The sequence below is a fragment of the Pseudoalteromonas sp. genome, assembly GCF_041629635.1.
GTDB lineage: Bacteria > Pseudomonadota > Gammaproteobacteria > Enterobacterales > Alteromonadaceae > Pseudoalteromonas.
This window is the reverse complement of sequence record NZ_JBFKMX010000007.1, coordinates 47,050-59,433: the sequence shown is the minus strand read 5'-3', so window position 1 is coordinate 59,433 and position 12,384 is coordinate 47,050. Positions and strand designations below refer to the sequence as shown.

Genomic DNA, 12,384 nt, shown 5'->3' with positions numbered 1-12,384 from the left:
GTTCAGGGTTCAGGGTTCAGGGTTCAGGGTTCAGGGTTCAGGGTTCAGGGTTCAGGGTTCAGGGTTCAGGGTTCAGGGTTCAGGGTTCAGGGTTCAGGGTTCAGGGTTCAGCAGGCAATTCTGAAACCTAAACTCTGACATCTCAAATCTTTTTTAGCCAATCGTTCCCAGCAAAGTTAGAACTGCAATCGCTGCTAGCATCAATAGCATATTTCGTTTAACAAGGCGCACCATGCATTTCGCTTCAAAACTACAACCAATAAATTCTTGCTCTATGCGTTCTGCTGCAAGTGCAATATCTCCAATCACACGTCTATTGGGCATCGAAAAATTAAATACGTATTTAAGGTAGGTGGATGTACCTTGTGTAAAGTTACCGATAATCAAGTAACCAAAACTTACGATGCGTGCAGGCATCCAATCTAACCAGTAAAGTGTTTTATGTAGGATTTTTTTGTGAGCTTTAAAAGCAGAATCAGATTCATTACGTGTAATATCAGCAAAGCTTCGAATTAGTGAATAAGCAAGCGCACCACACACACCGAATACCACAAACCAAAAAATCACGGCGCCATAATAACGGAAATTTATCCACGCAATTGTTTGCCCTAAAGTTTCACCGCCTTGTTGCTCAGTACGTTTTTGGCCCAATTGCATAGCGTATAAGGTGGCTGCTTCTGTGTCTTGCCTTTGTAACGCATTTAAATAGCCTTTATATTTGGCACGTAAGTAAGCACAACCAAAGCACACTAAAAGCACAACCACATTAACTGCTAGTTCAAGAAGCACAAAATCAAAGGTTTCGCTTACAGCAAAAAGTAATAAAACAGGAAGAAGCAACCAAACGAAAAAATCAGCGCGCCTTTTATAAATACCTTTAAATAAGCTATTTGATTCACTCACGCTAATGTAATGCTTCATATAGGTGCTCAATTGCCATGCATCTTCTTTCGCAGCAAGTCGCTCTATAATAAGTGCCAAAATTATTGAAATTAAAATCATTATTTGCTCTACAATCTAATTGAATGAAGCGCGAAAGCGCTGCCAGTCAAAATAAGGACCAGGATCTGTTTTACGCCCTGGCGCAATATCACTATGCCCAGTTATTTTATGCTTACTCAACGTAGGATAATGTTTTATAAGCGTTTTGACTAGTTGTTCTAAGCTAGCATACTGCTCATTTGTGAAAGGAACATGATCGCTTCCTTCAAGCTCAATACCAATACTAAAATCATTACACCCTTGCCTGCCTTTATATTCCGACACACCGGCATGCCACGCGCGCTTATTAAATGGCACATATTGAATAATTTCACCATCGCGACGAATTAAACAATGTGCTGATACTTCAAGACCTTGAAGATCTTTAAAACTTGCATCAGCTTTACAGTCCAAGCAGCCTAAAAATAACTCTGAGATATAAGGTAAACCAAACTGCCCTGCAGGTAAGGATATATTGTGAATAACAATTAAAGAAATGTTTTGCTCATCAGGGCGTTCATTAAAATGAGGAGAAGGCAAAAAGCAAATGCCTTGCAATACGTGTTGTTCTATTTTCATGTTAAGAAGAAGCCTACAGAAATTAGATTTAAGATTAACACTTGCCGAAAGAATTCTGAATTCTGAATTCTGAAATCTGAAATCTGAAATCTGAAATCTGAAATCTGAAATCTGAAATCTGAAATCTGAAATCCAATAAAATCATAGCCAACTTATAATCAACACGATAAAATTATTTCAACGTTCATTATCTTTAATTTCACTATGGCTCTCTCTCAACAATTAATTTCTCAACTTGTTAAATCTGCACTCGACGAAGACTTAAACTACCAAACTGCTGATGGCGATATCACCGCACAGCTTATTCCAGCAACACAACAAGCAAATGCAAAAGTAATCACCCGAGAAGCAGGTGTATTTTGTGGTAAACAACTTATTTTAGAAGTATTTTCGCAAGTAGACCCAAGTGTTAAAGTAAATGTACTTGTTGAAGATGGCGATGCCATTGAAGAAAACCAAACATTATTTACCGCTGTTGGTAATGCACGCGCTATTTTAACTGCTGAACGCACCGCGCTTAACTTTGTGCAAACCCTTTCAGGCACTGCAACGACGACTGCCCACTATGTAAAAGAGTTAGCAGGTACTGGCACTCAACTACTGGATACTCGTAAAACCATTCCTGGTTTACGTGTATTACAAAAATATGCGGTAAAATGTGGTGGCGGCGAAAATCACCGTATTGGCTTATTTGATGCTTTCCTTATAAAAGAAAACCATATTGCCGCTTGTGGCGGCATCGAAAATGCAGTTTCGCAAGCAAAAACCAACCATCCAGATAAAAAAGTCGAAGTAGAAGTAGAAAATCTTGAAGAACTGAAACTAGCGCTTGATGCTGGCGCAGACATCATCATGCTTGATAATTTCACCGTCGAGATGATTAACAAAGCAGTTACAATTACCAATAAACGCGCCAAATTAGAAGTGTCTGGCAATATGACATTAGAGACTCTGCGAACTTACTCTCAGGCGGGTGTAGACTTTATTTCATCTGGAGCCTTAACAAAACATGTAAAAGCGCTTGATTTATCAATGCGTTTTGAAAATAATGGCGTTTAATTAGCGAGTTGAAACTTTTTCATACCATTTTGCCATGCTTAAGTATGATTTTGGAAACATGTAAGCTAATTGTAAAAAAAGATGCTACACAAGGACACATTCTCGTGCTAGCATCTCATTAGAAATAGCGAGTACAGGATGTACAGGCTAATAATAAGGAATTAATTTTATTCTTAGAGCATCTATAAAGTAGTACCTTTAGATTATCTTTAAGAGTATATTAGTAATTTTTTATGGTTTTGTATTAATCGCTTAGGGAAAAGTTACTAATACTTACTTTCTCATTTTAGAAAGTTAACTATACTAATGATGGAATGAGCAAATGCAGCTTTACTGCATTACTCCTTTGATAACTTAGCCCCATAAACACTCGTTAGAGGTACATTATGAAAAATATGAAGCAAACAGCCCAAAAGGGTTTCACTTTAATCGAATTAATGATCGTTGTTGCAATTATCGGTATTCTTGCAGCAGTGGCACTTCCAGCTTACAACGACTATACACGTACATCTGCAGATAATGCTTGCGCTGCTGAAGCAACAGCACACATTCGCGCAGGTATTGTTCACGTGTCAACTACTGGTAGTACTTATGCCGCTAAAGCTGGCGTTCGTTGTAATGGTAACTTACCTGCTATTACTGTTGGTGCATCTGGTAATTCAACTATTGTATCTAAAGCTCCAGGCACTAAATCACACACTTGTGATCTAGCTTCAGGTAGCTGCGTTTAATAACAACGCCTCGCGAATTTTTAAATAAGCTTGTATTTTCATACAAGCTTATTTTTTGGCTCTAAATCTAACGAAATGATTACGTTAGTACAATTTGACCTATATGACTAACGCCACAACACAAAAAACCACAAACACACTTGTTATATTACTAGCTATTAGCTTTTTTCTAATACCTTTTTTACCTACTTATACCCTTGGGTTTGATGGTTTAGCAGAGCCAATCAATTCGGCTGCAATGTTGCCACTCCTAATGTTTGGGTATTTTTCATTCAAACGGCTCTCTTCATCCGAAACATTCTATTTAGAGAAAAGTATTGTTTCTCTTTTAGTTGTTTGCATATTCGGTGTGATTATTTTTTCATTTTACCCTAGCTCGAATTTTTCTTTGCCCACAAATACTCATATAAGAATTACTTATATTTTTTATTTTGCCTGCTTCATACAATTACTTTTCTGGGTTAAACCAAGTCGTATCAGTCTAATGACTTTGTTGTTTTATTTTTTATTGTTTCAATTAGTGATAGGTTACTATCAGTTTTTTATCTCTGAACAAACTTTCCAATATACTTCGGGAAAATCCATTAAGGTTGTTGGACTATTTCCACAAGTAAATGTCTATGCAACTGTAATTACAACAGGTGTTTTATTATCGATTTATATTTTAAATACTTTTAGATGTAGCAAACGTTTTTACTATTTGACAATTCCAAGCTATTTTTTCTTATTAGCTTCACCATTTATTCTTTATATTACTGCATCGAAAACAGCTATTTTAGGTTTGTCTTTTGCGTTAATTACTTTTGTTTTTTTTAAATTAGCAAAAAAACAAACTTTAAAGTTCAAGAGTACATTCTTACCCCTTATGACGGGTATATTAATTAGCATAATTTCATTTTCATTCGCTCAATCAGAGAAAACAACTGAATCGTTTACTAACGTTTCATCAAGAGTGCATATGTATGAGCACTCACTGTGGATGATACAAGAAAAGCCTCTGCTTGGCTGGGGAGTAAATAATTTCCAGTCATCTTTTCATTATTCACTTATAGAAAGAAGCCAAAATGATAAAACAGTACCACTAATAGATAATGCTTTAGCCCACCCCCATAACGAGTTTTTGCTTTGGTGGATCGAATTAGGGTTGCTGGGGTTTATATTCATTTCGTTAGTTTTCCTTGTAATAATCGCCGCATTATTAAGGAATAAAAAGCCGAAAAATATCTCTTGGGCTTTGATAATACTAATTCCTATTTTATTTCACTCTCAAGTCGAAAAGCCATTTTACTCGAGTACATATATTGCAATGATCTTTTGTCTTGTTTTTTACATTTTTAGCAGCTCATCTAAAGTCTCATTTTCAAAAAAATACACTGCTTCCGTTCTTTCTTTTAGCTTCTTAGCAATAACCTTAACCACTCCATTTATTTGGATTTCAGCTTTATCTTCAATGGTATATACTGGTAATTATACGATTGACGAAAAGATGAATGCTAAGAAAAATATACTTCTTAGCTTTCCTGCCAGAGAATATACTTTACAAAGCGACTTGCTTATTGAATCATTTTTAAATCAAGGTAACTCTGCAAGGCTTATCGAAACAAACCAAAAAATTCTAGAACAACTTTATGATTTGCCAGCAGAGTCATTAGCAATAACTTACCTTTTAAATTGCAAAAAAATAAGCTGTGATAAAAGAAAAGTTGATTATGTTAAAAACAACTTCCCATTTGCTTTTAACAGACTTAAAAATCATTATTAAATGAATCAGAATATGAATTTAAACTCTCCATTAATTAGAAAGCTTGAAACTTTCGGATTTATTAAAAAGTCATCTTTGACAAGTACATCTGAAAATACACATTTAATCGAAAGAATTTGTGAAGCTTCAAACCTATCTTCTGCTGAATTAGCTCAAAAGGCCGCAGCGTTTTTTCAAGCTCCTTATTTAAATTTAAGTAACTTTGAAATAGCCTTAATACCTGATGGGAAAGAGCGAAATGAAAAGTTAATTAAAAAACATAAAGTACTACCGATTGCCAAAAAAGGAAAAACTCTTTTTTTAGCTTCTGCAGATCCAACTAACTTTGATGCCTTTGAAGATTATGAATTTAATACAGGACTTCAAACGGAAGTTATAGTAGTACCCTATGATGAATTAGATAAAGCCATTGATGCATTATTTGAAAAAAATGATGGGATAGAATTAAGCGACGACCAATTAAATGAGCTTAGCGGCGTTACTGCAGATGTTGACTCTCAAGAACAAGAAAATGATGTAACAAGCAAAGAAGATGACGCACCCATTATTGTTTATATTAATAAAATTTTAATGGATGCCATTAAACGTGGCGCCTCCGATTTACACTTTGAACCTTATGAACATTTATACCGTATTCGCTTCCGTGTTGATGGTGTTTTACATGAAGTAGCCAATCCACCAATTGGTCTTGAGCCCAGAATCTCAGCACGCATTAAGGTAATGTCGCAGTTAGACCTTGCCGAAAAACGAAAACCGCAAGATGGTCGAATTAAACTAAAAATTACAGCAAAGAAAAGTATTGATTTTCGTGTGTCAACCCTACCTACGCTATGGGGCGAAAAAGTGGTTATGCGTATTCTTGATTCATCAAGTGCCATGCTGGGCATTGATGTTTTAGGCTATGAACCAGAGCAAAAAGAACTCTATTTAAACGCTCTTTCACAGCCTCAAGGCATGATACTAGTAACAGGCCCAACAGGTTCAGGTAAAACTGTTTCACTTTATACTGGTCTGAATATCCTTAACAAGCCTGAGCGTAATATTTCCACTGCGGAAGACCCAGTAGAAATAAACCTCGTTGGGATAAATCAAGTACAAATAAACCCCAAAGCAGAAATGACTTTTGCAAATGCACTACGTGCATTTTTGCGTCAAGACCCTGATATAGTGATGGTGGGTGAGATTCGAGATTTAGAGACAGCAGAAATCTCCATTAAAGCAGCGCAAACCGGTCACTTAGTTTTAAGCACATTGCACACAAATTCAGCGCCAGAAACCCTTACCCGTTTAATGAATATGGGTGTACCGTCTTATAATATTGCAAGCTCGGTAAGTTTAATTATTGCACAGCGTCTTGCAAGGCGTTTATGTCCTGTTTGCAAAGAGCCTGAAACTCTTCCAGAACAAGAGCTAATTAATTTAGGTTTTAGTTTAGAGCAAATCAGCTCAATACAGCTATACAAAGCGGTTGGTTGTGATAAATGTACAGAAGGTTACAAAGGGCGAGTAGGTGTATATGAAGTAATGCCAATTACACCAAAAATTGCAGATGTAATTATGCAAGGTGGCAACTCTTTAGAAATAGCAAAAATCGCTGAGCAAGAAGGCATTAATAACCTTAGAAAATCTGGCTTAGTTAAGGCTGCTTCAGGTGTTACAAGCATTGCTGAAATTAATCGTGTAACTAGTTATTAAACTAGACCCTCTTTAAAGATACCGCTAGACTAAAGTTTGCAACTAGTTTTACTATAGTTATTAAGGATAAAGTATGGCAAAAAAAGATAATAACAAAGGCCTAACAACATTTGCATGGGTCGGCGTAAATGCACGTGGGAAGCGTATGGAGGGCGAGCTAAATGGTCCGAGTATTGCTATAGTAAAAGCACAATTGCGAAAACAAGGAATTATACCTTCTAAAGTAAAGAAAAAGGCGCAGCCATTATTTGGTTTAAGTGGAGAAAAGAAAATATCCCCTAAAGATATTGCCATGTTTACGCGTCAAGTTGCGACAATGTTGCTTGCTGGTGTCTCTCTAATTCAAGCCTTAGATATGATTGCCGCTGGTTCAGAAAACAAATCATTACAAAAACTGATTACCAAAATTGCTGATGAAGTTAAAGCTGGTGACCCACTCAGCCAAGCAATTCGGGCACATCCCAAGTACTTCGATGATTTATATTGTGACTTAGTTGAATCGGGTGAACAATCTGGTGCATTAGACAGAATTTTTGATCGAGTAGCTCTTTATAAAGAAAAAGCTGAAGCTCTGAAGTCTAAAATAAAGAAAGCCATGTTTTATCCTATAGCTGTATTGACCATTGCATTTATAGTAACCGTAATTCTTTTAATTTTCGTTGTGCCTCAATTTGAACAGGTGTTTGCCGGCTTTGGTGCTGAATTACCGGCATTTACCCAGTTTGTAATTGGTATTTCGGAGTTTATGCAAGCTTATTGGTGGATTGTTTTTGGGATAATAGGCCTTTGCTTTATACTTTTTAAACGTGCTCATCAATCAAGCAAAAAAGTTAGAGATAACACTGATAAAACCGTACTAAAACTTCCTGTAGTAGGAGCTATTCTTAACAAAGCAGCTGTAGCTCGTTATGCACGAACTTTATCGACGACCTTTGCGGCGGGTGTACCTTTAGTTGATGCACTAGATTCAGCCGCTGGAGCATCTGGCAACGCCGTGTATCGAGACGCTATTTTAGAGATTAAAAATGAGGTAAGCTCAGGTAACCAAATGAATTTTGCCATGAAAAATTCAGGCGTATTCCCTGATATGGTTATTCAAATGGTTGCAATCGGCGAAGAATCTGGCTCACTTGATGAAATGCTAGGTAAAGTCGCAAGTATTTATGAAACAGAAGTTGACGATGCCGTTGATGGCTTATCAAGTCTTTTAGAGCCACTTATTATGGCTGTTTTAGGTGTGCTAGTGGGTGGTTTAATTGTTGCTATGTACTTGCCTATCTTCCAGTTAGGTAAGATTGTTGGTGGCTAAATTCTAATGAGTAGTATTATAGAAACTTTTATAACAACACCATGGTTTTATTATTTAACTGTGTTTTTGGTCAGTGTTTGCATAGGAAGCTTCTTAAATGTGGTTATCTATCGCTTACCTAAAATGATGGAAAACGAATGGAAAACTGAATGCAGTTTACTACTTGCTGATAACTTAAAAACTCCATATGAAACAAGTACAAAGACTTTTAATTTAATAATACCAAGCTCTACTTGCCCCAACTGTAATACACAAATAAAACCTTGGTTTAACTTGCCTGTAATTGGTTGGTTATTTTTACGTGGTAAGGCAGCCTGCTGTGGTAACAAAATTTCGGTTCGTTACCCTAGTATTGAGCTTTTAACGGGGGTTGCAGGCCTTGTAATTGCGTATTATTACGGCGTGACTGAGCAAGCCGCTTTGTATTTAGTTCTTACTTACGCATTAATAGCGCTTATATTCATTGATATTGATCATATGCTATTACCCGACCAAATTACTTTACCGCTGCTTTGGTTGGTTTTGCTTGCATCAGTAATAGGAATAACCATTGAACCGGCTCAGGCTATTATTGGGGCAACTATAGGTTATTTAGTATTTTGGTCTGTATATTGGGTGTTTAAACTGCTGACTGGCAAGGAAGGCATGGGCTATGGCGATTTTAAGCTTATGGCTGTATTTGGAGCTTTACTTGGTTGGAAAGCCTTACCTATGATAGTGCTAATGTCGAGTTTAGTTGGTGCAATCATTGGCATCACGCTGCTTTCAATTCAAGGTAAAGATAAAGCTACCCCTATTCCATTTGGCCCTTATATTGCGATTGCTGGGTGGATATCACTGATATGGGGCGAATCAATTCAATCGGCATATTTAAATTTACTTTCTGGTTAATATGGCAGTTCCTATTTTAGGGCTTACTGGAGGCATCGCCACTGGTAAGTCTACTGTTTCACGCATCTTCAAAAATTTGGGTATTACAATTGTTGATGCTGATCTTATTGCACGTGATATTGTTGCACCGAATAGCCTTGCCCTCATTGAAATTACTAAGAGGTATGGTAAACAAATATTACTTGATAATGGAAAACTCAATCGTGCAAAACTACGCCAAATTATTTTTAAAAATGAGTCGGATAAATCATGGCTAAATAATTTGCTGCATCCCATTATACGGCAAGAAATTATAAAACAATTAAATGAAGCAAAAGGGCCATATGTTATTTTAGATGCCCCACTGCTGTTAGAAAACGCCTTAGACCAACTCTGTATTAAAACCATCGTAGTGGATATTCCAACAGAACAGCAAGTTGAACGCGCAGCATCTAGAGATGATGTAACTAAAGAGCAAATTATAAAGATAATCGAGTCTCAAATGCCACGAGCTGATAAACTCAAAAAGGCAGACATTATCATTGATAATTCAGGCTCTCTTGATAATACACAAAGTCAAATATTAGCTATTCATAAGTCACTTCTAGCAACTTAGTTTGCTTCCTAATTATAACCTCGCTTTATAAACATCTTACAAACGAAAACTTGCAATCTTTATTTTCTCTACAACACTTAAGTATATGATAAATTGAGGGCAAGTTATGAATGTGAACTCACCGCTTATTAGAAAGTGTGTAGCACTCGGCTTCATTCCTAGTGAAAAAGTATCTGTAGCATCGACTACAAACATACATACCAGCGAGTTTATTCTTAATAACAGTAATCTTTCATCTAAAGAGTTAGCTAAGCATTGTGCGTTATGGTTTAACTTACCGTGCCTGGATTTATCCAAAGTAGACGCCAGCAATGTACCACTAGATAACATCAGTGAAGAACTGGTAAAAAAACATCATTTAATCCCGCTCTCAAAGCGAGGTAGAACACTCTTTTTAGCAACTTCAGACCCAACCGATTTTGATGCGTTTGAAGATTTTGAATTCAACACAGGACTTCAAACAGAAGCTGTTGTTGTTGATTACACCTCTCTAGAACAGTTTATTGACTCAATTTTTAGTAAAACTGATGACTTAGAGCTTTCTGATGAAGAGTTCGAGCAATTTGGTGACTTAGAAGTCTCCGATACCGAAGCTAACTTATCGGAAGATTCATCCATCGATAAAGACGATGCACCCATAATTGTCTATATCAACAAAATATTAATGGATGCTATTCGTAAAGGAGCTTCTGATTTACACTTCGAACCCTACGAAAAAACATACCGTATTCGCTTTCGTATCGATGGAATTTTACATGAAGTAGCAACGCCCCCTCAAATGCTGGCTTCTCGAATTTCTGCGCGTGTAAAGGTGATGTCTCGCCTCGATATTGCAGAGAAGCGTAAGCCGCAAGATGGGCGCATAAAGCTTAAAATAACAGCCAAAAAAAGTATTGATTTCCGTGTATCTACTTTACCCACCTTATGGGGTGAAAAAATAGTTATGCGTATTTTGGATTCGAGCAGCGCTATGCTTGGTATTGATGTTCTTGGCTACGAGCCGGAGCAAAAAGCCATGTATCTTGATGCTTTATCACAGCCTCAGGGCATGATTTTAGTTACAGGTCCTACTGGTTCAGGTAAAACAGTCTCACTTTACACTGGCCTCAATATTCTTAATAAACCCGAAGTAAATATCTCAACTGCAGAAGACCCTGTCGAAATAAACCTAGTTGGTATTAATCAAGTACAAATCAACACGAAAGCAGATATGACCTTTGCCAATGCATTGCGTGCTTTTTTACGCCAAGACCCAGATATCGTGATGGTAGGTGAGATCCGTGATTTAGAAACAGCAGAAATAGCAATTAAAGCCGCCCAAACAGGTCACTTAGTGTTAAGCACCCTACACACCAACTCAGCACCAGAAACACTTACACGACTTCTTAATATGGGTGTGCCAGCATATAATGTTGCAAGTTCAATTAGTCTAATTATTGCACAGCGCTTAGCGCGACGTCTTTGTAACAATTGTAAAGAGTTAGAAGTGTTGCCCCTTGAAGAACTCAAATCACAAGGATTCTCTGAACAGCAAATTGCATCAATTACGCTCTATAAAGCGATTGGCTGTGAGCATTGCACTGAAGGTTATAAAGGGCGAGTGGGTGTTTATGAAGTAATGAAAATTACACCGGAAATTTCTCAAATTATAATGTCTGGAGGGAACTCTCTCGATATCGCCAAAGCATCGCTTGAAAGTGGTTTTAATAGTCTGAGAATTTCTGGTTTAGAAAAAGCCGCGAAAGGGGTTACTAGCCTTGCTGAAATTAATCGGGTTACCAGTTATTAATATTTTGATTAGATATTGCGTATTAATAACAAAGCTCTTTTAACTAAACTTTACTCTAGTGAGTTTATTCTCTAACATTCTTTTAATGTTTAATATTGGATAACTGTAGTGCCAACATCTGTAAACTGCCCAACATGTAAGAAAAAAGTTTTATGGCAAGCTTCATCTGAGTTTCGCCCATTTTGTTCAAAGCGCTGTCAACTGATTGATTTAGGTGAATGGTCTGAAGAAAATCATACTATTTCAACACCACTTACCCCTGAGCAAGCATTTACTCCAGATACCATTGAAGATATTGAAGCTATGCTTGCAGCCAATCCAGAAGTTTTTTTCAAAGAATAAACTATTCTGTTACGAAAAGTGCAAACCATTAGATTTGCACTTTCTCAAATATCAGTCTTTTTCCTTGTGCTTTTTTGCCATTTTGGCTTTGCGCTTTTTCATCATTTTTTCAAACTTATCTTGCTGCTCTGAGGTAAGTGTATTCCAAACCGCGTTTTTATTTTTTGCTTTTAGTACTGCCATTTCCACTCTTTCGCTATGGCCCTTGGCAAAAACTTGACGAAAAGCGCTTTCATCAAAAGTTTCAGCATGAACAAGCGCTTTAATCTCGTCACGCTTATTTGGATGCGCTTTCTTAAACACCTCTATTGCTGCTTTTTCTGATTCAGCAATCGTTTTAATTTTCTCTTGTTGAGTGACTGTCAAATCTAAGCGCTCAACTGCTCGCTCAGATAGCAACATTCGGTAAATGTTCAAACCTGCTTTATGAGGTTTCGCTTCTAGGACTGTACTTGCAAACGCTGCAATTGAAATTACCGCGGCTGATAATAAAAGTTTTAAGTTCATAACATTCTCCAGTTAGGTCTCATTTGATGTTATGGTTACTTTAGCAAGCCTAATGAAAAGCAACGCAAAGCAATGTAAAGGTTATGTAAATTGCTTTTTGCCGTGTAAAAATACACTTAAAATACACTTATTAGCTGTACAGAA

General features: G+C 36.9%; 11 protein-coding genes and 1 pseudogene. 9 read left to right on the top strand and 3 right to left on the bottom strand.

Annotated features, from left to right (window positions below; translation table 11 throughout):
* Positions 1-153: 153 nt before the first annotated feature.
* A complete protein-coding gene (gene ampE, locus ABYD77_RS02140; RefSeq protein WP_372766550.1) occupies positions 154-1,002 on the bottom strand; it encodes a beta-lactamase regulator AmpE in 849 nt (282 codons plus the stop codon).
* Positions 1,003-1,017: 15 nt separating this feature from the next.
* Complete coding sequence (ampD, locus tag ABYD77_RS02135) at positions 1,018-1,560, bottom strand: 1,6-anhydro-N-acetylmuramyl-L-alanine amidase AmpD (protein ID WP_372766548.1); 543 nt, start codon at positions 1,558-1,560, stop codon at positions 1,018-1,020.
* A gap of 204 nt (positions 1,561-1,764) precedes the next feature.
* On the opposite strand from ampD, the gene nadC reads away from it, so the two are divergent.
* From nadC to yacG, 9 genes and pseudogenes are all read left to right on the top strand, one after another.
* On the top strand, positions 1,765-2,619 hold the full coding sequence (gene nadC / locus ABYD77_RS02130) for a carboxylating nicotinate-nucleotide diphosphorylase (protein ID WP_372766546.1): 855 nt from the start codon (positions 1,765-1,767) through the stop codon (positions 2,617-2,619).
* A gap of 395 nt (positions 2,620-3,014) precedes the next feature.
* Positions 3,015-3,122 (top strand): annotated as a pseudogene (locus ABYD77_RS02125) (prepilin-type N-terminal cleavage/methylation domain-containing protein); the annotation flags it as partial.
* 331 nt (positions 3,123-3,453) lie between these two features.
* A complete protein-coding gene (locus ABYD77_RS02120; protein WP_372766544.1) occupies positions 3,454-5,112 on the top strand; it encodes a Wzy polymerase domain-containing protein in 1,659 nt (552 codons plus the stop codon).
* 12 nt (positions 5,113-5,124) lie between these two features.
* A complete protein-coding gene (gene pilB / locus ABYD77_RS02115; RefSeq protein ID WP_372766542.1) occupies positions 5,125-6,807 on the top strand; it encodes a type IV-A pilus assembly ATPase PilB in 1,683 nt (560 codons plus the stop codon).
* Between the two features lie 73 nt (positions 6,808-6,880).
* Entirely contained in the window at positions 6,881-8,116 is a 1,236-nt protein-coding gene (locus tag ABYD77_RS02110) for a type II secretion system F family protein (RefSeq protein WP_372766540.1), read from the top strand.
* A gap of 6 nt (positions 8,117-8,122) precedes the next feature.
* Entirely contained in the window at positions 8,123-9,007 is an 885-nt protein-coding gene (locus tag ABYD77_RS02105) for an A24 family peptidase (protein ID WP_372766538.1), read from the top strand.
* 1 nt (position 9,008) lies between these two features.
* Positions 9,009-9,602, top strand: a complete 594-nt coding sequence (gene coaE / locus ABYD77_RS02100) for a dephospho-CoA kinase (protein ID WP_372766536.1) — start codon at positions 9,009-9,011, stop codon at positions 9,600-9,602.
* A gap of 106 nt (positions 9,603-9,708) precedes the next feature.
* Positions 9,709-11,391: a type IV-A pilus assembly ATPase PilB gene (gene pilB / locus ABYD77_RS02095; RefSeq protein ID WP_372766534.1), complete on the top strand. Its 1,683-nt coding sequence runs from the start codon at positions 9,709-9,711 to the stop codon at positions 11,389-11,391.
* A gap of 108 nt (positions 11,392-11,499) precedes the next feature.
* Entirely contained in the window at positions 11,500-11,733 is a 234-nt protein-coding gene (gene yacG / locus ABYD77_RS02090) for a DNA gyrase inhibitor YacG (RefSeq protein WP_372766532.1), read from the top strand.
* 51 nt (positions 11,734-11,784) lie between these two features.
* On the opposite strand, the gene ABYD77_RS02085 is transcribed toward yacG, so the two are convergent.
* Positions 11,785-12,240, bottom strand: a complete 456-nt coding sequence (locus ABYD77_RS02085; RefSeq protein WP_372766530.1) for a Spy/CpxP family protein refolding chaperone — start codon at positions 12,238-12,240, stop codon at positions 11,785-11,787.
* Between the last annotated feature and the right edge of the window lie 144 nt (positions 12,241-12,384).

Bases quoted from the DNA above. Each gene is read 5' to 3' on its own strand.
- ampE (WP_372766550.1), bottom strand. From the start codon at position 1,002: ATGATTTTAATTTCAATAATTTTGGCACTTATTATAGAGCGACTTGCT.
- ampD (WP_372766548.1), bottom strand. From the start codon at position 1,560: ATGAAAATAGAACAACACGTATTGCAAGGCATTTGCTTTTTGCCTTCT.
- nadC (WP_372766546.1), top strand. From the start codon at position 1,765: ATGGCTCTCTCTCAACAATTAATTTCTCAACTTGTTAAATCTGCACTC.
- ABYD77_RS02120 (WP_372766544.1), top strand. From the start codon at position 3,454: ATGACTAACGCCACAACACAAAAAACCACAAACACACTTGTTATATTA.
- pilB (WP_372766542.1), top strand. From the start codon at position 5,125: ATGAATTTAAACTCTCCATTAATTAGAAAGCTTGAAACTTTCGGATTT.
- ABYD77_RS02110 (WP_372766540.1), top strand. From the start codon at position 6,881: ATGGCAAAAAAAGATAATAACAAAGGCCTAACAACATTTGCATGGGTC.
- ABYD77_RS02105 (WP_372766538.1), top strand. From the start codon at position 8,123: ATGAGTAGTATTATAGAAACTTTTATAACAACACCATGGTTTTATTAT.
- coaE (WP_372766536.1), top strand. From the start codon at position 9,009: ATGGCAGTTCCTATTTTAGGGCTTACTGGAGGCATCGCCACTGGTAAG.
- pilB (WP_372766534.1), top strand. From the start codon at position 9,709: ATGAATGTGAACTCACCGCTTATTAGAAAGTGTGTAGCACTCGGCTTC.
- ABYD77_RS02085 (WP_372766530.1), bottom strand. From the start codon at position 12,240: ATGAACTTAAAACTTTTATTATCAGCCGCGGTAATTTCAATTGCAGCG.